We start from the raw sequence: 22,067 nt of genomic DNA on the forward strand, positions 1-22,067 counted from the left end.
CAGACGATGTGTTTTCACGGCGGGAGTTCGGAGAATGACGGGTTCTGCCCCCGTGTGGGTCGGCCGACCCAGTCTTCATTACGAGCACTCCCGAGGCGTCACACAGCATCGACATGTCTACAACGGAAATACCGATTACGGTCGTTAGCGGTCCACTCGGCGCGGGTAAAACGACGTTGGTCAACCGACTCCTGAACGACCCCGGTGACAGGGAGATAGCCGTCGTCGTCAACGACATGGGTGAACTGAACGTCGACGCGGAGTTAGTCGCGTCCGAGTCGGACGACGGGGTCATCGACCTCTCGAACGGGTGTATCTGCTGTCGGCTACAGGACGACCTCGTGACCGAAGTGACGCGGTTGGCGGAGAACCGTTCGTTCGACTATCTCCTCATCGAGGCCTCGGGCATCAGCGAACCGCTTCCGATTGCGCGGACGCTGGCGAGCGAGTCGAACGAGGGCGGACTGCCGGAACAACTCCGGTTGGACACCACGGTCTCGGTCATCGACGCTTACGGTTTTTGGAAGGCGTTCGACCCGGCGGAGTCGCTTCCGGACGCCGCCCCCGACCCGGAGCGTCCGTTGACGGAGGTACTCGTCGAGCAGGTCGAGTTCTGTGACGTGCTGTTGCTGAACAAGTGCGATATGGTCCCCGACGACGCGTTGGACGCCGTCGAAGCGGAGATTCGAGAGCTCCAGCCGCGTGCGAGCCTCCACCGGACGACCTACAGCGAAGTCGACCCGACGCGGGTTCTCGATACGGGGCGCTTCGATTTCGAGGCGGCGAAGCGCCACCAGGGCTGGAAACAGGCCCTCGCGAGTGACGGGGCCGAGGCGGACCACGACCACGACACCGACCACCACCACGACCATACTCACGACGAGGGTGTCTCGGCAGCGACGGCCCACGGCGTCGAGTCCTTCGTCTACCGTCGAGACCGTCCGTTCCATCCGCATCGACTCGACGCGTGGCTCGACGACTGGCGGGGGAACGTCGTCCGCGCGAAGGGGTTCGCGTGGGTCGCGAGTCGTCCCGAGGCGGTTCTCGGTGTGAGTCAGGCGGGACCGTCGGTGCAGGTCGGCCCCATCGGTCGATGGGGAGACGATGACCCCGAGACGCGACTCGTGTTCATCGGTCGCGACCTCGACGAGGACGCATTGACCGAAGAACTCGACGAGTGTCTGGCGACGACGGACGAGCGAGGGGCGGCGTATCCCGACGACCCGTTTCCCCGCGAATCCGCCTGATTAGGCCGCGCCGAAGTCGACCTCGTCTCGGAGTTCGTCCCACGACTCGTGGAACCCGTAGGTCGACTCCGACTCACCGCTGATTACCGTCTGATACACCTCGTCGTACTCCAACAACTGCGTCCAACCGTCGTGATACCGGTAACTGCAGTACTGGCACATAGAACGCGATACCGGGCAAACCGGCAAAGGAGTATCGGTGGGAACCGGGTTAGGAGGCTCCGCTGCTCCTAGTCCTAGGGTTCCAGCAGGACCTTCGTGACGCCCTCTTCGCGGTTGTCGAACTTCTCGTACATCTCGGGCGCGTCTTCGAGGCCGACGCGGTGGGAGACGACCCAACTCGGGTCGGCGCGTCCCTCGATGATCATGTCGCGGAGTTTTCGGTTGTACTCCTTGACGTTACACTGGCCGGTGCCGAGGGCCTGACCCTTCTCGAAGAGGAGACCGAAGTCGATGCCGAGACGGCCCTGCGCGGCCATCTCGTCGGGAGCGCCGGGGTCGTCGGGCACGTAGAGACCGGGGATGCCGAGTTCGCCGGTCGGTCGAACCGTCCGAATGAGGTTGTTGATGACGACGGCCGGGTTCTCCCGGGCGGGGTCGTACGCGGAGTCGGCTTCCTTGTCCGGGTCGATGGCCTGGTAGCCGACCGCGTCGACGCCCTTGTCGACGCCGCCGCCGTGAATCTCTTTGATCTGTTCGACGGGGTCGCCCTCCTCGAAGTTGATGGGCGTGGCGTCACAGTGTTCTTCGGCGAGCGCGAGGCGACTGGGAACGCGGTCGACGACGTAAATCTCGGCCGCGCCCTTGAGTTTGGCGCTGTAGGCGGCCATCAGGCCGACCGGACCGGCGCCGTAGATGGCGACGGAATCGCCGGATTCGAGATTGGCGAGTTCCGTGCCGTGCCACCCCGTCGGGAAGATGTCCGCGAGCAGCGCGAACGAGTCCTCGTGCTCCCGCCCGTCGGGTAGCTTGAGCGCGTTGAAGTCAGCGTACGGAATGCGGAGCTTCTCGGCCTGCCCTCCCTGATAGGGGCCCATGGCGACGTAGCCGTACGCTCCCCCGGCGAACCCCGGATTGACGTTCGTACAGAAGCCCGTGTAGCCGTTTTCACAGTTCTCACAGAAGCCGCAGGCGACGTTGAACGGCGCGACGACGCGGTCGCCGACTTCGAGACTGCTGACGGCTTCGCCGACTTCTTCGACGATACCCATATTCTCGTGGCCGAACACGATTCCCGGTTCCGCGGCCGTTCGTCCCTCGTACATGTGCAGGTCGGACCCGCAGATACAGGTCGTCGTGATGTCGATGACGACGTCGTTCGGATGTTGAATCTGGGGCTCTTCGACCGCTTCGACTGCGACCTCTCGTTCGCCTTTGTAGACGACTGCGTCCATAGACATTGTGTGAACTCCACTCAACCTCTGCGAACGGTCACCATTTATAGCTCGGGTAGACTTCGTCTTCGTGAAGTTTGACACGTTACGGGTGAGTAGAGTAGTGTCGTCCATTCTCAAATTACCAGATAAATTATTATTTGTGTTTCCTCATGCCGTACTCGTCCGGAAAACACACCCCACGACGGCCCGGCTCCGCCTCGCAGTCGACGGTCCCGGCCACGCTCGGTGCTCCCTGCGGGACTGACCGGTGGCGAACCGTCTCGGCCACCTGTACGGTAGTCGTCAACTCACGTGTGCGCCGAGACATCCCACAAGCACTCCGGTTTCTTACATGACGTGTGCGGATTCAGTCCCCGAACTGGATTTAATACGGATCGTCCGCAACGGCCGGCCATGAAGCGCACGATTAGCACTTCGGATGCCCCGGCGGCTGTTGGCGCGTACAGTCAAGCGACGACGAACGGCGAGCTACTCCTCACCGCGGGACAGCTCCCGCTCACGCCCGACGGCGAGCTACTCGACGACGCCTCGGTCGGCGACCAGACGAAGCAGTGTCTCGAAAACGTGGCGGCGATTCTCGCCGCCGAGGACGCGTCCTTAGACGACGTGCTCAAAACGACCGTCTTCCTCGACGACATCGACGACTTCGAGGAGTTCAACGAGGTATACAGCGAGTTCTTCGACGACGAGCCGCCGGCGCGGAGCGCGGTCGAAGTCGGCAACGTGCCGAAAGGAGCCGCGATAGAAATCGAAGCGGTCGCGGTGACCGAATAAGCGAACCGCCGCTGACCTCTGAAGGGCGCTCGACGATTCCGACGCGCCCGGCATTTTTCGAGCCGACACGTCCCGAGAGAATGCACTTCCGAGCAGCCGGTGTTACAATCGTCGGCTACTCCAATCGCATGTTCTCGGCTCGCTCGGCCGCGAGGTCGGTAATCTCCTCGATGTCGCTCTCGGAGCGGTCCGCGAGGACGCGAACCAACATCCCGAGTTGGACCGCCGCCGTCTCGCGTAACTCCGACGCCTCTTCGGTGTCGTTGGCGAAGTAGTACTCCTGTCGACCGTCGTCGTGGACGAGTCCGGTGTACACGGACTGGACGTCGTCTCCGCGAGTCGCGTCGGCCGCCTTCTCTCGCACGTCGTCGAACCGTGGGTTGGTCATCATCACGGTAGACGACGCGTCGCCGCCTTAGCTTTTTGCTCCACTCGCTATCCCGTCTGAAGCAGTCACCTGTTTCCCGCCCACTCGCACTCGAATCGACTTCCAGTTCGGCTTCCCGAACGCCTCGAAGTCGCACTCCGACGCGAGTGGAGTGGGATGATTTTTTAACCCCGCCGTGTCTCTTCAACTGTGAGAATGAGTCGCACAGGAGACGCAGTCCGGTCGCCGGTACTCCGGGTCTCGGGAGCCGGACGGACAGAACGCGGAGCGCGTGTCTTGAGCGCCGCGCGCGGTACCGCCGACTCCGTCACGGTCCTCCGGACGGGACCCACCGGAATCAGCGAGTACGACCCGTTGGTTCTCGCGACCGACGCGGGGCGGACCGCGTTCTTCCCGGCCCCGGAGACATCGAGGGTCCGAGACCTCGTCACCGCCATGGAAGACGGGGAGTTACCGACGGACGGTGCTGCGGCAGTCGTCGAACACGACGCCGAGACGACGACGCTGCCAGTTCCGGCCGACGGGCCGCTCGCGGTGGGAACACGGCGCGTCCTCGGCCCCTGTGGATGGGTCGACCCGCTGGACCCGACAGCGTATCAGTTCTACTCGCTCGATAGGGACGCGGGCGCCATCGTGGACGCCGGACTCGTCGGTCGAGGCAGAGGCGACGCCGCCGCTGACGAACCGGTCGCAGACATCTGGCGACGCGCGCGAGAGACCAACGGCGACCCGGTTGTCGTCGTGAACGCGAACGACGCGGACGACCGCCAGCGCGCGGACCGAACGCTCCTCGCCGGGTCGCCGATGTCGGTGCTCGATGGCGTGGCGGCCGTCGCCGAGTACATCGAGACGACTGACGCGGTCATCCACCTCGCCGAGACCGACACCGAACTGCAAGCACATCTTCAGGAGGCTATCGACGCCGCCGCGGACGAACTCCCGGTCGTGCCGGGAGTCGTCACCGGTCCGGACGAGTACCGCGTCGGCGAACCGACGGCGGCGCTGGAAGCGATAGAGGGTGCGGATAGAATCGAGCCCCGTCTCCAGCCACCGACGCCGGCCGAGTACGGACTGTACGGTCGCCCGACGGTGATTCACACGCCGCGGACCTTCGCCCAGATACGTCTCGCGCTCTCGGACCCCGAGGGCACCGATAGAGACGCCGAATCGACGACGCGACTGCTGACTGTCACCGGCGACGTGACCGCGCCCGCGACGATAGAGGTCGGCTCGGACGCCCGCCTCTCGGCGGTTCGGAACGCCGTCGAACTGGAGGGGTCGTTCAAGATGGCCTGCGTCGGCGGGGTTTTCGGCGGCGTCACCCGAACGTTGGACATCGCACCGACCGCGGCCGAACTGACCGCGGCCGGCCTCGGAACGGAAGGCGTCGTCGAACTGTTGAACGACGAGCGGTGTGCGGTCGCGACCGCTGGAGAGCGAGCGCGCTTTGCCTCGGAAGCCAACAGCGGGCGGTGCGTGCCGGGACGGGAGGGAACCGTCCAACTCACCGAACTGCTGCGAGCGGTTTACCGCGGCTCGTTCGACCGGGAGAAGATACGCGAACTCGGCCGGGTCATGACCCGGTCGAGCAACTGCCTGCTTGGCGCGCATGCACCGCGTCCGGTGCTGACTGCGATTGACGAGTTCGAATCGAGTTTCGAAGCGCACGCCGACGGCCGCTGTCCGAGCGGCACCTGTTCTGACAAACTATGAGTACTGACGACCCACTCCCGGGCGTTCCGGAGCTAGACGACCCGCAGCACGAGACGCCGGTCACGGCGGAGTTCGAGACCGGGACCGCGAACGACCCGCCCGTCGGCACCGACGGCGAGAACCCGACGACGGTTACTGTCAACGGAACACAGGTCACTGTCCCGCCGGGTTCGACCGTCATCGACGCCATGCAAGCCGCCGACGACGAGGTTGTGACCGTGGACCCCGGTGCCGACAGCCTCGATGAGGACGCCGACGTTCCGGCGCTCTGTTACTACGACCGCGAGGGCGACGTGAGCGACGAAATCGGCCCTCGGAGCGAGTGTCGAACCTGCATGGTCGAAACCGACGAACATGGGGTCGTCCCCTCCTGTTCGTTCCCGGCCACCGACGGGCTGACGGTCGAGACCGACACGGCGACCGCCGAGGAGTGCCGGAGCGTCAACCTCGACCTCGTCCTCTCCAACCACAATCTGCGCTGTACGACCTGTAACGGGAACGGGCGGTGTGAACTCCAAGAGACGGCCATCAACGAGGGGGTCGACCACCCGCGCTACGGCGTCTTCGACGAGCGAAGCGAGTACGAACCGCTCGACGACAGCTCCTCGTTCATTCAGATCGACCGCAACAAGTGCATCCTCTGTAATCGGTGCGTCGAGGGCTGTAACGACGTTCAGGTCGAAGGAGTTCTCCGCATCGAGGGCTCCGGAGAGGACACCCGCATCGGCTTCCAGTCCGACGCCGAGACGATGGCTGACTCTGACTGCGTCTCCTGTGGGCACTGTGCCACGGTCTGTCCGACCGGCGCGCTGACCGAGAAGGACATCGGTGGCGCGGGGACGCTCCCGCTTCCGGGATTCACGCAGCGGAACTCCGTCGGGAACGTCATCGAACACGAGGAGGTAGAGACCCTCGACGATACGACGGCACCGAACCGCTCGCCTGCACCCGGTAGTGCGGGGAGTGCCGGTGGCGAAGCCGAGGCGGCACAGGAAGGACGAAGCGGCGTCGCCCGATACATGGCCCAGAGCAAACGCCGAGCGTCCGATTTCTTCGACAAATACGGTCGGAAGGCCATGCTCGCGGGCGAACACACCGCCGAGAACATCGCGGCGCAGACACTGCCAGAGGGTCGGCTATTCGACATCGCGTCGCTCGTCAGCGACTACCGACTGGGGAAAGTCGACAAAGCGGAGACGACGTGCGGATTCTGTGCGGTCGGCTGTCGGTTCGAGATGTGGGGCAAAGACGGCAACGCCCTCGGCGTCCAACCCGTCGACGACCCGGACAACGCCCCGGCGAACAACTTCTCGACGTGCGTGAAGGGGAAGTTCGGACACGACTTTGCCAACAGCAAGAAACGGCTCACGAAGCCGCTAATTCGAAACGAGAACGGCGAGTTCGAGACGGCATCGTGGGACGAGGCCCTCGACTACGTTGCCGGCCGACTCCGTGAGATTCAGAACGAACACGGCGTCGACGCGGTCAGTTGCCTCGCATCGTCGAAAGGGAGCAACGAGGAGGCGTATCTCGTCCAGAAGTTCGCGCGGCAGGTGCTCGGGACGAAGAACATCGACAACTGCGCCCGGCTCTGTCACTCCTCGACGGTGGCGGCGCTCCAACAGACGCTCGGCTACGGTGCGATGACGAACCGCATCAACGAGGACATCGGCGAGGCCGACGCCTACCTTATCAGCGGGTCGAACACGACCGAGTCGCATCCGGTGTTGGCGACTCGCATCAAGCAGAACGTCCGCGACGGGGCCGACCTCGTGGTGTTCGACCCCCGGAAAATCGGCATCGCCGAACACGCCGACCAGTACACGAGAACGACGCCCGGCTACGACGTGGCGTGGCTCAACGGACTCATCCGATACCTCATCGAGCACGACCTGCACGACGAGGCGTTCATCGAACGAAATACGAAAGGATTCGACGCGGTCAAGCAGAAGGTCCAGGCGTTCACCCCCGAGAAAGTCGAGGAACTGGCCGGCGTCTCACCCGACGAACTGCAGTCGGCCGCCGAGACGCTCGCCGACGCCGAGAACGTCGTCTTCGGCTGGGCGATGGGTATGACCCAATCCAGCCACGGGACGGAGAACCTCCTCGCGATGGCCGACCTCGCGCTCACCCTCGGGCAGGTCGGGAAACCGGGTTCCGGACTGTCGCCCTTCCGCGGCCAGAACAACGTGCAGGGCGGCGGCGGCGACATGGGGACTCTGCCCGGCAGTCTCCCCGGATACCAGGACCCAGCCGACGACGAAGTTGGCGAGAAGTTCGCCGAGGCGTGGGGCGAGCGTCCACCGGCGGAACCCGGCCTCAAAGTGCCGGAGATGCTCGCCGAGGCTCACGAGGGGAATCTCCGCGGGATGTACATCGTCGGGGAGAACCCCGCGCTCTCGGAACCCGACATCCAGCACGCCGGCGAGGCGCTCGATAGCTTGGACTTCCTCGTCGTCCAGGATATCTTCATGACGGAGACCGCAGAGCACGCGGACGTGGTCCTGCCGGCGGCGACCTCGCCGGAGAAACACGGCACGTTCACCAACACCGAGCGCCGGATACAGCGGGTTCGAGCGTCCGCCGAACCGCCCGGAAAGGCGCGTCAGGATTGGGAAATCACGCAGGAACTGGCGGCCAGACTGGGCTACGACTGGGGCTACGACCACCCGCGGGAAGTGATGGACGAGATTAGCGACCTGACTCCCATCTACGGGGGCGTCGGTTACGAGCGTCTCGAATCGGGCGACGAGCACGGACTTCAGTGGCCGTGCTGGGACGAAGACCACCCCGGCACGCCGTATCTCTACGACTACGAGGAGGGGAACTTCAACTTCGACGACGGGCTGGCCCGCTTCGTGCCGGCGGACGGCGGTCACCCCGGCGAACTCCCCGACGAGGAGTACCCCTTCACGCTCACGTCCGGGCGGGTCCTCTACCACTGGCACACCGGACAGATCACCCGACGCGTCGAGGGCCTCATGAGCCACGTCGGCGAGAGCTTCATCGAAATCAATCCGACGACCGCCGCGGAACTCGGCGTTCCGGACGGCGAGTACGTCAAGGTCGAATCCCGCCGCGGCGACATCGTGGTCAAGGCGACGGTGACAGACCGCGTCGGCGATGGGACGCTTTTCATCCCGATGCACTTCGCGGCCGGTGCGGTCAACAAACTCACCCAGGAGACCTTCGACCCGCAGGCTGGCATTCCGGAGTTCAAGGTATCGAGCGTGCGCGTCGAACCGCTCGGACCTGACGCAGACCCGGACGTGCTGCGGACTCCGGACGCAGGCGCTGGGAGCACCGCACACGGCAACGACTGACCGCGGCGGTCGCTTCGTTTCGCTGTACTCCTCTCCAAGGCGTACTGACTTCCGCTGAAAGTTGGTGCCTGTGACGTGGCGAACTCGTGTTTGTTCATACCTGTACTACGTTTCGGCTCGTGAGCGAGACTCGACCCATCCATACACCGTATGCTGCTATATCTATTTTCGACCGTGGTTTCCACCGGGGCTGTGACTCCTCTCCCGGCGCTCTGGTCCGCGACCGTGATTCAGCTAACAGGCGGAGTAGTTGGCTGTCATCGATTCATCTGTCTCTTCAATCCGCTCCCCGCGGAAGGACGTATCCACACGAGTCGCAGACGAAGGCGACGTCGTAAAACGAATCGTAGATGGCGAGGCTGTGACTGCACTTTGGACAACGCATGCGTTTCGTTAACTGTTCGATAGTCACTTAACCCTTACCACGACGATTGTCGTATTACTCGGTGCGCAGTCGCGCTCAGTTCCGGTGTTAAGATTTGCAGAGAAGGAAAAAGTAATGTGAGACTCAACCATCCAGCTATATGGTCGATAGCGTAACCGACCAAGAGGCTAACGTATCAGTCATGTCATAGACGTGACGTTATGCGTAGAGTTGGCTGTCCCGGTCGAAGCTCATGAACACCTGACAGCACTCCACGTCGAGCTCAACACACCACCCGCTGCCATCATTTTTTGGGAACGTAGCCCGGTTCAGTACGAACTCTGGCCCCGAGTTAGAACTCTTATGCACGCTTAACATCCCGATAGGTCGCCGACCAGTCGGGGTCCTCCGACTTCATCTGTGTTCACGATGACGGCCCTGTCACGTTTGCCCCAGCCGCCATGTTGTTCTCGATGCCAGAAACGTCAGAAGGCCCTCCCTGGTATGTGGCTGCTGTTTCCGCGAGTGCGACTGCGCGATCGACGATGGCGAGTGCCTCGACGGCCCCCACTGTATCTATCTCTCTGTTGAACGTCCCTCCGGACGGCCCCGAGTACGGCTACTGTCGTCGAACTAACTATCCACTACTATGGCCACCGGTTATTCGCCATTCACTATGCTGGAACAACACGCCGGATTCTCGAAACCGACCGAAGAGACTGGTTTCGGAGAGTATCCGCTGGTGGCATCGTAGAAATTACACATTTATGTTTGTAATTGTAGTGTGCAGAACGATATTATCTTGTTCTGATATAGGGAACCTTGGAGTGGGTGCGACGAACGCGTTGCTCACGGACCCGAGGTGCACAACGCTTCGCCCTGCGTTCACCGCTTAACTAGACGGCTCCACATCTAACCTCGTGCAAACAGGGAACAAGGCACAATAGTTATTTAACCGGGTACTGATGGAAGAACGTATGCAGAGTGAAGTACGCGTTAGCAGTCAGGAGCCGATAGACCATATCTCGGAGAACATCTACGGTCACTTCGCCGAACACCTCGGACGGTGTATCTACGGCGGCCTCTGGGTCGGCGACGACGACAGGGTCGAGACCGAGGACGGAATCCGAATGGACACCGTCTCGCTGCTCCGCGGACTGAACATGCCGGTTCTCCGCTGGCCGGGAGGCTGTTTCGCCGACGATTACCACTGGGAAGACGGTGTCGGCCCGCGAGAGGACCGTCCTCGCCGGCGGAACCTGTGGTGGACGCAGGGGCGAGACAACGTCCCCGAGGAGTCCAACGAGTTCGGGACGGACGAGTTCCTTCGACTCTGCCAACTCCTCGACACGGACCCGTACATCGCGGTCAACGTCGGGTCGTCGACGCCGCAGGAGGCGCTTGACTGGATCGAGTACTGCAACTACGGCGGCGACACGGAACTCGCCGACAGGCGGCGAGAGAACGGACAGGAGGAGCCGTACGGAGTGAAGTACTGGGGCATCGGGAACGAGAACTGGGGCTGTGGCGGTCGGTTCGCGCCGGACGAGTACGCCGACGAGTACCGCCGGTTCGCGAACTACTTCAACGGCTTCGATAAGCTGATGAACGAGGACTCCACCGAGTTCATCGCCTGCGGACACCTCACGGACGACTGGAACAAGGTATTCTTCGACAGCCTCAACGGCGGTATGGAGTTCGGCCCCGGTTCGTTCCTCGGCATGGGCTCGCCGTTCAACCTGATGGACCACTTCTCCGTCCACCGCTACTATCAGGCGGGCGGCGACACCGACTTCACCGACGAGCAGTACTACAAGATTTTCGCACGCGCACAGAAGGTCGGTGGCGACATCGACCGTGCGGCCGAGACGATTTCGGAGTACGTCCCGAAGGGCGAAATCGGCATCATCGTCGACGAGTGGGGCGTGTGGCACCCAGAAGCGCGGAGCGACAACGGGCTGGAGCAGGAAAACACCGTCCGGGACGCGCTGACGACCGCCGGCGTGCTCGACCTCATCCACGCGCGGGCCGACGTCGTCTCGATGGCGAACATCGCACAGCTCGTCAACGTCCTGCAGTGTCTCGTCCAGACCGACGAAGAGGACGCGTGGCGGACGCCGACGTACCACGTCTTCGACCTGTACGAGAACCACGTCGGACAGACGGCGCTCGAAACGAGCGTCGACACGGAGCAACGCGAAATCGACGGCGAGGACCACGACGTCCCGATGGTCTCGGCGTCGGCTTCCGAGGGCGACGGAGAGCTGTTCGTCACGGCCTCGAACCGCCGCCACGACGAGGCTGAACTGCTCACCGTCGACGTCGGGTCGTCGGAGTACTCGGTGTCCTCGGCCACCGTTCTCTTCGAAGACAACGACATCCGAGAGTACTCGACGAAGGAGAATGCGGAGTCGTTCGCAGCCAGCGACCTGGCCGTCACCGACGAGGGCGACGGAACTATCACGTTCGAAGCGCCGCCGGCGTCCGTCGTCGGTCTGACGCTGACGGAGTAACGGAGCCGCCGTCGTTCTTTTTTGAGCTGACAGCGGGGATACAGTTATTATGGTTCCGTGTGAACACATAGCAGCGTCATGAGCGAACGCGATTCCATCCGCCAGCATAGCCGTCGGAAGTACCTCGCCGCGGTCGGCGCCGTCGGGGCCGCAGCAGTCGGGTCCACCGGCGTTATCGCGGGCCGTGGACGCGACGACGAACCGACAGATGTCGAAGGAACGCTGTACTCGCCCCCGTCGGACGCGCCCGCACCCGGGTCGCTGTATCCCCGAGTCACACGACTGAAACACGGGTCGGGAAAGGGCGGCGAGAAGCAGCTGCTCGCGACGTTCGAGTACTACCCGTCGATGAGCGGCGGGTCGGAGCCGTACTTCCCCGTCTACCGAAGCACTGACGGGGGCGAGACCTGGTCGAAGTTCTCCGAGATTCACGACACGAGCGGGAAGGACTGGGGACTCCGATACCAGCCGACGCTGTTCGAACTCCCGCACGCGGTCGGTCCGTGGCCGGCCGGGACGGTCCTCGCCGCCGGAAACTCCATCCCGATTCTCGACGATCCCGAAGACGTCCCCGAGGGCGAGATCGGCGAACTCGGCGAGACGAGCATCGACCTCTACGCCAGTACCGACCGCGGGGAGTCCTGGGAGTTCGTGAGCACCGTCGTCACGGGCGGCAAGGCCGTCCCCTACGACGGGAACAGCCCCGTCTGGGAGCCGGAACTGGGGCTGGACGACGACGGGAATCTCGTCTGTTACTTCGCCGACGAGCGGATGGGGAGCGACGACGACTACAATCAGCTGGTCGCGTACAAAGCCTCCGAGGACGGCGGCCAGTCGTGGGGCGACGAGCAGTTCGTCGCGGCCATCCCTGACGAGACGACGCGCCCGGGGATGCCCACCGTCACCCCGCTCCCCAACGGCACGTACATGATGAGCTACGAGGTCATCGGCCCGGACTACCTGTACGGCGAGGTCCACGTCAAGACCTCGCCCGACGGGCGTGATTGGGGCGACCCGACGGACGCGGGAACCCTCGTCTCGACGGCTGATGGCCGGCGGTTCATCAACGGCCCGTACGTGACGTGGACACCCGCCGGCGGCAAAGACGGAACGATACTCGTGTCCGGAAAACAGCTCGTCGACGGGAATCGCGACCTCGCCGAGGGCAATGGTGAGGTCGTGCTCGCGAACTCGAACCTCGACGGCAGCGGCGACTGGGAGGCGGTCGACGCCCCGCTGTCGTTCGAGACGGAGAGCGACCTCGGCGGCCGGGCGTTCGTCGGTTGGACGACACCGCTGCTGCCCTCGCGCCACGGGGACGAGCTACTGCAGCTCACGTCGGTCGCGGACGGGCCGAATCTCTGTGAAATCAGTTACGGCGTCCAGTCGCTAAAACTCGACGACGGGACGTAACGTCACCGTCGAAACGTCGCGGAGAAATCGTTTCGTAGACTCTCACCGGAGACTGGGCGGTCGGTCGGAGCGGTCGAGTCCGCTGCGTCCGCCGTCTCCTCTTCTCGGTCGCGCGTCTGGGCGGCCAGTTCCGTGTGGAACGCGGCCACGAGCGCGGGAAACACCAGCGGGAGTGCGACCGTCAAGACCAAACACACGACGAACAGCGTCGCGGTCACGACACCGACCAGCACCGTCGCCACCGGCCGCTCGACGGACCACCGGTAGCCGTCGGTGACGGCGTCGAACGCGTCGTCGCCCTGTGCGAGCGCGACGAAGCCCAGCGCGAAGACGACCCACGCATGGTACGCGAGATAAAACCCGACCATCCCGAGGACGCCCGCGAACGCCGACCCGGAGGCCGTGAACCGGCCGAGGTAGAAGACGGCGAGGGCCGGGAACGCGACCAGAAGCCCGCTGAAGAGGAGCGCGTCGAGCCAGTGGTCCGAAAGCGTCTCCCTGACGGCGTCGCGGTCGGTGTGACCCTGTTCGCGGACGGAGGCGACGGCGCTGTAGACGCCCAACGTCGCCGGGCCGAGCGTGACCAGGGGAATCGATGCGAGCATCCAGGCGACGCTGATGACGACCATCTGAACGGGGTGATGGAACACCGTTCGGACCGCGGCGACGAGCGCGCGGTGGACGCCGACGGTGCCGTCCGCTGACTCGCTCATCCCGTCGCGCCCTGCATCTGCACTGCTCGTACGATCTGTCCCTGGAAGATGAGGTAGATGATGAACAGCGGCAAGGACCCCAGAATCGCGACGGCCATGTGGAGTCCGGGCGTGTCGATGTTCCCCTGATAGAGGTTCACCAGTCCGATGGGCAGCGTGTACGCCGTCTCGTTCGACAGCACGAGAAGCGGCCAGAGGAACGCGTTCCAGTTGTAGACGAACATGAACAGCGCCAGCGCCGAGAGGATCGGCTTCGCGAGCGGGAGGATGATTCGGGTGTACACCTGGAAGGTGGTGAACCCGTCGAGCCTCGCCGCCTCCTCGTATTCGACCGGGATGTCCTTGAAGAACTGATAGAGGAGGAACACGCCGAGCGGACTGGCCACGGCCGGCAGTATCACACCCCAGTAGGAGTTGATGAGGCCGAGGTCCGAGACGATCTGGTACAGCGGAACGATGTTCATGTAGTACGGGACCATGAAGCTCGCGAGGATAACCCCCATGACCAGACCCTGTCCGGGCCAGTCAAGTCGCGTAAGCGAGAACGCGACCATCGAGTCGATGACGACGATGAGCAGCGTCGCGCCGGCGGCGATGATGAAGGTGTTGATGGTCCACTCCACGACGAGCGTGTTGTTCAGGAGGTACTGGTAGTGTTCGAGCGTTATCGGCTCGCCCGCGAGCGGCGGTATCCAGTAGGGTCGCGGGTCGCGCAACAGCTCGGTCGGCTGGAAGGACCGAGAGAGCGTGTACAGGTACGGGACCGCCATGAGAACGGCGAGGCCGTAGAGGAACGCGTGGAGCAACACGTTCCGCACCGTGTCGCCGTTGAGCCGCGCGCGTATCGAGTCCTGTGATGTCGTTTCAGTCATTTGAATCACCGATTACTTTGAAGTTCACGATTGCGATGATGATGAGGATTGCGACCAGCACGTACCCCATCGCCGCGCCGTAGCCGAACTGCTGTTGGGAGAAGGCGCTCCGGTAGAGATAGTAGACGAGCGTGTCCGAGGTGTCCTTCGGGCCGCCCTGCGTCATCACGTACGGCTGTGCGAACACCTGGAACTGGAGGATGAACTGCACCATCACCACGAACACGACCGAGTTTCGCATCTGGGGCAGCGTGATATCCTTGAAGGCTCGCCAGCCGGTCGCACCGTCGAGGCGTGCGGCCTCGTAGAGCCGTTCAGGGATGCTCTGTCGGGCCGCCAGGAAGATGACGAAGTTGAACCCGACCAGCCACCAGACGGTCATGAACGCGAGCGCCGCCATGACGAGGTCCGGCGACGTGAGCCATCCCGGCGGGTTGTCGATGAAGAACCCAAGGTAGTAATTTATGAGGCCGTAGCTCTGGGAGTACACCTGTCCCCAGACCAACGTCACGACCGCGACGGTGAGGACGTACGGACTGAAGTAGATGGCCCGAAGGGTACGTTTCCCGGCCACGTCTCGGTTCACGCCGAGCGCCATTATCAACCCGAGGATGACCAGCGCTGGAACCGAGATAGCGACGAAGAGGAGCGTGCCCTCCATGGCGTTGTAAAACACCGGGTCCTGGAACAGTTCCACGTAGTTCTGGAGGCCGACCCACTCCGTCTCGGTGAGGTCGAACTTGTTCGGGTACGTGTGGAGGCTCATGTAGAGCCCCTTCAGGGCCGGCCAGATGAGGAACACCGTGAACACGGCGAGGTACGGAATCGACCACAGGACGCCCTCGATGGTCTCCTTGCGGAGACCCATAACTGTCTTGCTGTTCGTCGCGTTCTCACCTCCCATAATGCGTTCTGTTATCCCCATCTTCGATTACTCCGAGATGCCGTTAGAGACCGTCTGGATTCCGGAATCGATAGCTTCCTGCGGCTCAGAGTTCTGCGCCCAGATGTCGACGAGCCACGTGTACCAGTTCTGCGCGTTCGGGTCACCGTTCGGGACCTTCGGGTGGTAGAAGTAGTCACCGTCTTCGGCCATCTCGACGTACTTGTTGAGCGTCTTGTCGTAGTACGGACTGTTCTGGAAGGCGTCGGACTCGTAGATGCTGTTCGCGGCGGGCAGGTGACCGGCTTCGGCACCCCACGAGGGGTTCTGCGTGGTCATCCAGTGGGCGACCTCGGCGGCAATCTCAGACTTGGCGTCGCTTCGGCCCTGCTTCTTCGGGAGGACGATAGAGTGGCCGTCGGCCCAGACCTTGTCCTGTTGTTTGTTCGGACCGACCGTCGGTTCGAAGAAGCCCCAGTTGAGCCCGTCGACGTTCGCTAAGGCTGCCACGTACCACGTTCCGTTCATCGCCATCGCACACGAGCCGTTCTGGAAGGCGTTGTTCCCCCAGTTGGCCTCGCTCGTGGGCTTCGACCACCCCATATCGCCGGTCATGTCGGAGAACAGTTGGGCGACGTTCTGGCCGGCCTCGTTGTCGAACGTCGGGTTCCACTCCTCGTCGTACAGGCTCCCGCCCTGCTGTTTGACCCAGCTACTCCACACGCGGTACGAACCGAAGCCGTCGTTGTACGGCGACTGCGTGAACGCGTGGGCGTCGGTGTTCTGGACGACTGCGTCACCCGCTTGACGGAATTCCTCCCAGTTCGTCGGCGGGCTCTCGGGGTCCAAGCCAGCCTGCTCGAACAGGTCCTTGTTGTAGTACACTCCGATGGGATGCATGTCCATCGGCAGCGCGTTCACGTTGTCGTTGACGGTGACGAGGTCCCAGTGGCTTGCAGTGTAATCGCTCTTAATCGACGCCGTGTCGGCGTAGGAACCGATGGCGTCGATACCGCCGTCCCACGCTCGCAGGTACGCGGCGTGCATGATCGCCATATCGGGCGCTTCGCCGCCGGAGAGGGCGGTGAACAGCTTGTTGTAGTACTCGTTCCACGGCGTTCGTTGTCGGTTGATGGTCACCTCCGCGTCCGTGTCGAGCGGCTGTTCCTCGTTGAACTTGTTGACGATGCTCTCCATAATCGGCCCTTCGCCACCGCTGAACAGCTCCCAGAAGGTGATTTCGTAGGACTCGCTCCGCGTGTCACCGGAACTGCCGCCATCGGTGTTGGTGCTGTCGCCGCCACCACCGTCGTTGTTGCCGCTGTTATCGCCGTTACCGGCACAGCCTGCGAGGGCGACGGTCCCCGCGACTCCGGCTGATTTGATGAACTTCCGACGGGTCCTGCTAGTGATAGCTTCTCGAACCATGTGCCGTATGTACATGCAGGGGTATTGATTAAACTATTTTCCATGACTAATTCTGCCGGTAGATGAAGCCCGACACACCACCCGTTCGTCTGTCGGGCGTGGCGGCGCGGAGAGTTGACGTTCAGAATGCGCTCGCGTGCCCGAATGAGGTCGCCTTGACCGGAAGTAACCACAACTATTATTAGTTCTCTTGGCAACCCACGCACTATGGGTACTGTTAGCATCGAAAACGTGCGGAAAGTCTACGGCGGCGACTCGGATATTGTCGCTGTCGACGACATCAGCTTCGAGATAGAAGACGGGGAGTTTCTGACTATCGTCGGTCCCTCGGGTTCGGGCAAGTCGACGTTGCTCCGTATGATTGCGGGTCTGGAAGATATCACAGAGGGGACGATACGCATCGGGGACCGAGTCGTCAACGGCGTACAGCCACAGGACCGGGACGTCGCAATGGTGTTTCAGAACTACGCGCTGTACCCGCACATGACCGCGCGAAAGAACATGAGCTACGGGTTGCAGTTGACGACCGACCTCCCCGATGACGAGATAAACCGGCGGGTGATGGAGGCGGCGGAGATGATGGGCGTCACGGACCAACTTGACAAGCATCCCGGGAACCTCTCTGGCGGCCAGCAACAGCGTATCGCCACGGGCCGCGCCATCGTGCGCGAGCCGTCCGTCTTCCTGTTCGACGAGCCGCTCTCGAACCTGGACGCGAAGCTCAGACTGCACATGCGGACGGAACTCCAGCAGTTGCAGGACACGCTCGGGACGACGACGGTGTACGTCACTCACGACCAGGAGGAGGCGATGACGATGTCTGACCGCATCGCTGTCGTCGACGGCGGCGAACTCCAGCAGATCGGGACGCCCGAGGAGATATACAACGAACCTCGAAACCTGTTCGTGGGCGACTTCGTCGGGAACCCGCCGATGAACCAGTTCGAAGTGCGGCTGTCGGGCACGTCGTTGGTCGCCGACGGCTTCAGTTACGACCTCTCCGAGAGGGTCCTCGAACACATCAAACAGTACGCCGACGGGGTAGACGAGTTCGTGCTCGGTATCCGCCCCGAGAACATCACCCTCACAGACAGCGACGAGCCCAACGCGGTTCGAGCGTTCCTCGACGTCCGCGAGCCGGTGGGGTCGGACAACTACCTCCACTTCGACATCGAGGGCGAGGAGTGTTGGGTCCGCGTGCCCGGAGACGTCAAACCCGACACGAACCAGGAGCTATCGCTCGCCTTCGACGAGGAGCGGCTGCATCTCTTTCGGCAATCGGACGGCATCAACATTCTCGCTCAAGACGAACCGTCGTTAGAGGCGGCGGCTGAACAACAGGCCGGATAGCGGTCCTGTACAATTCGACGAGTCAACTCGCCGGAGAGCTACGGCCGACACCCGATGATAGTGTTTTCGCGGAGCGAGACGCGAGCGACGCGTCGGTGAGCTTCGTCGGCGAAGGCCGGAGTCGGAACTACGGTTCGACTCCGACGAGGAGCGACGACGCCATCGGTATCTCTATCGGTCTCCGTCGGTCCACCTTGTCGGTAGACTGAACTCGTTTGTGATGTCGGTGGGTGTAGAGGTCATACGGTGGTGACGCCGTTCGAGAGGGTGCCGATTCCCTCGACGGTGATGTCGACGCGGTCGCCTTCTTGGAGGTCGAACGGCTGTTCGGGGACGAGCGAAGTGCCCGTGAGGATGACCGCAAGTTCGGGAACCGTGTTGTGGCGCGTGAAGTACGACACGAGCTCCTCACAGCTACGGACCATCTCGCTGGTGTTTGTGGCGTCGTCGTAGACGACCTCGCCGTCGCGTTCGATGGTCATGCTCATCTCTAACTCGTGGGGGTCGTCGATGTCTTCCGGCGTGACCACGCACGGGCCGAGCGAGCAACAACGGTCGTACACTTTCGCCTGTGGCAGATACAGCGGGTTTTCGCCCTCTATCGACCGACTGCTCACGTCGTTGCCGACCGTGTAGCCGACGATTTCGCCGCGACGAAGCACGATTCCGAGTTCCGGTTCGGGCACGTCCCACTCGGAATCGTCTCTGACGCCAATAGCGTCGCCGGGTTCGACCGTTCGAGAGGGCGTGGCCTTGAAGAAGATTTCCGGCCGGTCAGCGTCGTACACGTCGTAGTACATGTCCGGCATGGAACTCTCTTCCTCGCGCGCCTGCTCGCTGATTTGGTAGGTGACGCCCGCCGCCCAGACTTCTTCAGCGTCGACCGGGACGGTCGCGTGCTCGTCGACGAACGCCTCGTCGACTACCTCGGCGGCTTCTGTGAGTTCGGCGGCGAGTCTGTCGATTGGTATTCGGGCGATACCGGCCACACGAGCCAAGTCCCCAAAGGTCCGGAGATCCTCGTCGGCGCTCGTGAGGTCGTACGTCGTGGAGTCGCGGCTCACCGAGAGTCGGCGCTCTCCCGACACCGCTAGCTGGTGGTAATGCATTCGAATCCTGGTTTATAACCAAATCTAATAAAATTATGTTCTGTGGTGTCCCGCACCACACGTTGTCCCCGCAGCCCGGGGACGAACGATAGTGTTCTGAATAACAGAATAGGGCTGGCCCGAATCGTCGACTCGGTGGAACCCCTTGCAACGAACTAGCAGATAGTGTCGGTTAATACTGAATAATGCAGCTACGTTGTATATTCGTAACGGTTTACGCGGCCAGGGGTGCTAGACCGTACATACACCCTCCCCTTCTCATCGGATGGCGTGGAGCTGTTAGCTGTGTCTGTATTTGGATATCATTGGTTAGCTCCGTTTATCGAGCCAAACGCCGGTGATTAGAGGTTGATTTGATATTCTTGATTTCAGAATGAGATCGCCCGAAGTCACGCTGATCGACTCCTTGTCAGGTCCGAATGAGTTCGTTTCTGAACCAAAACATTACAATCATAGTATTGTATGCACATCTCGTTTGAACCCACAACTGTCCGTGAAGTGCTTATAGAGGACCGATAACTCCATCTTTCAAATGACGTTCTCTACCGTGGAACACAATCTCGAATATCGGTGTCTGTCTGTCGACGGTCGAGTGACGGACCACCCTACGTGCCCCGAATGAGACGCGCCACCTGAGAGCGGCCGCTGCGGCTTACCCTCTGCCCCCGACGGTGTTTGCTGCAGGACACTCTCGAACCCCGAAGGCTAAGCGGCCGGTCGTCCTGCTACGGGTATGGTCGCTTCCACCGCCCAGCGAATCACGGAGTCGGGCATCGTCGCAATCATCCGCGGGACCGACCCCGAAACGGCGATCGAGACGGTTGACGCGCTCCGCCGCGGCGGGGTTTCGACGGTCGAGATAACCGCGAACACCGAAGGTGTCCTCGACATGATTCGGGACGTATCAGCGTCGTTCGGTGCCGACGAGGTCACCGTCGGCGCGGGGACCGTCCTCGACGCGGAGACGGCGCGGGCGACGACCCTCGCCGGCGCGGAGTTCATCGTCACGCCGTCGTTCGACGAGGGCGTCGTCAAAACAGCGAACCGCTACGGTGCACCCTCGCTCGTCGGTATTGCCACGCCGACCGAAGCCGTGAACGCCTTCGAGGCCGGTGCTGACATGGTGAAGGTGTTCCCTGCGGGCACGCTCGGACCGGGGTTCGTCTCGGCGCTCGGCGGCCCGCTCGGCCACATCCCGACCGTTCCGACCGGCGGGGTCGGACTGGACAACGTGGACGGGTTCTTCGACGCGGGCGCAACGGCCGTCGGCGTCGGGAGTTCAATTGTCGACACCGAGGCCATCGCTCGCGGCGAGTTCGACGTTATCGAAGCGAACGCCCGCGCGTTCCGAACGGCTGTCGAATCCGCACGGGCAGGTAAGACCGTGGCCGGGTCGCGCTAACTTTCTGGCCGTCCTGCGTGACCATGGCGCGGTTGACGTCGGCGAGATGACCTGTACCGTGATGAACGCGGACACTCGGCGTAATTAGTGATTCGGACTCTGTGGAGTCGTCTGGAACGCTTTGAGGGGTAGCGAGATCCGTCGCCAGTACGGTGAAGTCGCCCGAAAACGACTCGGTCTGAAGTCTTCCCGCACCAATATTACAAGCGTAGATTCGTAATTTGTTTCCAATGAGTGGTCGCTCGTCCAAGTGAGCGATTGGCCGACGTGACCGTCTGTTCTAGATCAAACCGGTAGCCACAGAAGTATTCAATAGTGTTGAACAAAAACATCGTCAGTTTCTGTCACGTATCTGTACTCGAAGTCGAATTCGATTTCAGTAGTGGGCGTATCGCAGTTCGATGACGTTAGCGGTGCTCTTCACGGCGTCGGCCAATTCTGCCATCGTCTCAGGAGAACGGACGCGGCTTACCGGTCCAGAAACCGAGACTGCACTTATCACCTCGTTCGTGCCCTGGTCCATGATTGGGACGCCAATAGTGAGTACGCCCTGACGACGGTCTTGGTCCTCTATCGAGTAGCCGCGATCTCGCGTCTCTTCGAGTTCTTCGTAGAGTTCCTCGCGTGTGGTTATCGTGTGCTCGTTTGCTTCTGGGAGTCCGTGTTGGTCGATGATTTCCTCGACCCGCTCGGGGGAGTAGTGCGCCAGCATCGCCTTGCCGAGAGCGGTCCAATGCATATTGGTGTACTCGCCGATGGGTGCATTATCGTGGATTGCGTCCGCTTCCTCGGACTTGTACAAGAGGACGCGAAGACCGTTTTCTTCGATACCGAGGTTGGCCACTTCACCCGTTTCTCGTGCGAGTTTGTCGACTTCCAGCTTTGCCGTTCGGTAGAGCCTCGACCGGTTCCGGACACCGCCACCGTACTTCAGGAACCGGAACCCCAGCCGATAGCGGTCTCCGTCACGGACGACGAGGTCGAGCGATTCGAGCGTCTTCAGGTAGACGTGAACTGTACTTTTTGGGGTGTCGAGCGCAGTAGCGGTCTCTGTCACCGTCGCGCCTCGTTCGGCCTCAAGAAAATCAACTATGTTGAACGCACGTTCAATAGAATTGATCCTGTTTTTCGACCCGTCTTCGCCGCGATTCTTAACCATACGGTTCAATCTCTAACCT

General features: G+C 62.3%; 17 protein-coding genes. 8 read left to right on the plus strand and 9 right to left on the minus strand.

Going from position 1 to position 22,067, the window contains the following annotated elements; translation table 11 throughout:
* The first annotated feature begins 113 nt into the window (after window positions 1–113).
* The gene (locus tag C5B90_RS16245; protein WP_115882999.1) at window positions 114–1,247 is read left to right on the plus strand and encodes a GTP-binding protein; all 1,134 of its coding nucleotides are present in this window, start codon (window positions 114–116) and stop codon (window positions 1,245–1,247) included.
* Here C5B90_RS16245 and C5B90_RS20925 read toward each other — a convergent pair whose 3' ends face one another.
* Window positions 1,248–1,409, minus strand: coding sequence for a hypothetical protein (locus C5B90_RS20925; protein WP_199180631.1), 162 nt, complete (start codon window positions 1,407–1,409; stop codon window positions 1,248–1,250).
* Between the two features lie 74 nt (window positions 1,410–1,483).
* Window positions 1,484–2,641 carry a glutathione-independent formaldehyde dehydrogenase gene (locus C5B90_RS16250; RefSeq protein WP_115883000.1) on the minus strand — a complete coding sequence of 386 codons (1,158 nt, stop codon included), beginning with the start codon at window positions 2,639–2,641 and terminating at the stop codon, window positions 1,484–1,486.
* Between the two features lie 396 nt (window positions 2,642–3,037).
* Between C5B90_RS16250 and C5B90_RS16255 the strand changes: the two genes are divergently transcribed.
* Complete coding sequence (locus tag C5B90_RS16255) at window positions 3,038–3,418, plus strand: Rid family detoxifying hydrolase (RefSeq protein ID WP_115883001.1); 381 nt, start codon at window positions 3,038–3,040, stop codon at window positions 3,416–3,418.
* A gap of 115 nt (window positions 3,419–3,533) precedes the next feature.
* Here the strand turns inward: C5B90_RS16255 and C5B90_RS16260 are convergent, their stop codons facing one another.
* Window positions 3,534–3,809: a hypothetical protein gene (locus tag C5B90_RS16260; RefSeq protein WP_115883002.1), complete on the minus strand. Its 276-nt coding sequence runs from the start codon at window positions 3,807–3,809 to the stop codon at window positions 3,534–3,536.
* Window positions 3,810–4,001: 192 nt separating this feature from the next.
* Here C5B90_RS16260 and C5B90_RS16265 point away from each other — a divergent pair, with 192 nt between their 5' ends.
* The 4 genes from C5B90_RS16265 to C5B90_RS16280 all read left to right on the plus strand — a co-directional run bounded on the left by C5B90_RS16265 (window position 4,002) and on the right by C5B90_RS16280 (window position 13,132).
* Window positions 4,002–5,519 (plus strand): NADH-ubiquinone oxidoreductase-F iron-sulfur binding region domain-containing protein, encoded by a 1,518-nt coding sequence (locus C5B90_RS16265; protein WP_233512077.1) that lies wholly within the window; start codon window positions 4,002–4,004, stop codon window positions 5,517–5,519.
* Window positions 5,516–8,842 carry a formate dehydrogenase subunit alpha gene (gene fdhF, locus C5B90_RS16270; protein ID WP_115883004.1) on the plus strand — a complete coding sequence of 1,109 codons (3,327 nt, stop codon included), beginning with the start codon at window positions 5,516–5,518 and terminating at the stop codon, window positions 8,840–8,842. The genes C5B90_RS16265 and fdhF overlap by 4 nt, the downstream gene beginning before the upstream one ends.
* A 1,341-nt stretch (window positions 8,843–10,183) precedes the next feature.
* A complete protein-coding gene (locus C5B90_RS16275) occupies window positions 10,184–11,719 on the plus strand; it encodes an alpha-N-arabinofuranosidase (protein WP_115883005.1) in 1,536 nt (511 codons plus the stop codon).
* A gap of 78 nt (window positions 11,720–11,797) precedes the next feature.
* Window positions 11,798–13,132, plus strand: coding sequence for a sialidase family protein (locus C5B90_RS16280; RefSeq protein ID WP_115883006.1), 1,335 nt, complete (start codon window positions 11,798–11,800; stop codon window positions 13,130–13,132).
* 2 nt (window positions 13,133–13,134) lie between these two features.
* On the opposite strand, the gene C5B90_RS16285 is transcribed toward C5B90_RS16280, so the two are convergent.
* The 4 genes from C5B90_RS16285 to C5B90_RS16300 form a co-directional block, all read right to left on the minus strand.
* Window positions 13,135–13,845, minus strand: coding sequence for a hypothetical protein (locus C5B90_RS16285; protein WP_115883007.1), 711 nt, complete (start codon window positions 13,843–13,845; stop codon window positions 13,135–13,137).
* A complete protein-coding gene (locus C5B90_RS16290; protein ID WP_115883008.1) occupies window positions 13,842–14,717 on the minus strand; it encodes a carbohydrate ABC transporter permease in 876 nt (291 codons plus the stop codon). Before C5B90_RS16290 ends, C5B90_RS16285 begins: the two co-directional genes overlap by 4 nt.
* Window positions 14,710–15,585: a carbohydrate ABC transporter permease gene (locus C5B90_RS16295; RefSeq protein ID WP_115883049.1), complete on the minus strand. Its 876-nt coding sequence runs from the start codon at window positions 15,583–15,585 to the stop codon at window positions 14,710–14,712. The genes C5B90_RS16290 and C5B90_RS16295 overlap by 8 nt, the downstream gene beginning before the upstream one ends.
* Before the next feature lie 63 nt (window positions 15,586–15,648).
* Window positions 15,649–17,028 carry an ABC transporter substrate-binding protein gene (locus tag C5B90_RS16300; RefSeq protein WP_115883009.1) on the minus strand — a complete coding sequence of 460 codons (1,380 nt, stop codon included), beginning with the start codon at window positions 17,026–17,028 and terminating at the stop codon, window positions 15,649–15,651.
* Between the two features lie 207 nt (window positions 17,029–17,235).
* Here C5B90_RS16300 and C5B90_RS16305 point away from each other — a divergent pair, with 207 nt between their 5' ends.
* Window positions 17,236–18,378 (plus strand): ABC transporter ATP-binding protein, encoded by a 1,143-nt coding sequence (locus C5B90_RS16305; RefSeq protein WP_115883010.1) that lies wholly within the window; start codon window positions 17,236–17,238, stop codon window positions 18,376–18,378.
* A gap of 239 nt (window positions 18,379–18,617) precedes the next feature.
* Here the strand turns inward: C5B90_RS16305 and C5B90_RS16310 are convergent, their stop codons facing one another.
* Window positions 18,618–19,487, minus strand: coding sequence for a fumarylacetoacetate hydrolase family protein (locus tag C5B90_RS16310; protein WP_115883011.1), 870 nt, complete (start codon window positions 19,485–19,487; stop codon window positions 18,618–18,620).
* Window positions 19,488–20,220: 733 nt separating this feature from the next.
* Between C5B90_RS16310 and C5B90_RS16315 the strand changes: the two genes are divergently transcribed.
* Entirely contained in the window at window positions 20,221–20,889 is a 669-nt protein-coding gene (locus tag C5B90_RS16315; protein ID WP_115883012.1) for a bifunctional 4-hydroxy-2-oxoglutarate aldolase/2-dehydro-3-deoxy-phosphogluconate aldolase, read from the plus strand.
* Window positions 20,890–21,265: 376 nt separating this feature from the next.
* On the opposite strand, the gene C5B90_RS16320 is transcribed toward C5B90_RS16315, so the two are convergent.
* Window positions 21,266–22,048, minus strand: a complete 783-nt coding sequence (locus C5B90_RS16320) for an IclR family transcriptional regulator (RefSeq protein WP_115883013.1) — start codon at window positions 22,046–22,048, stop codon at window positions 21,266–21,268.
* Window positions 22,049–22,067: the final 19 nt, after the last annotated feature.

Source organism: Haloferax sp. Atlit-12N (assembly GCF_003383095.1).
GTDB lineage: Archaea > Halobacteriota > Halobacteria > Halobacteriales > Haloferacaceae > Haloferax.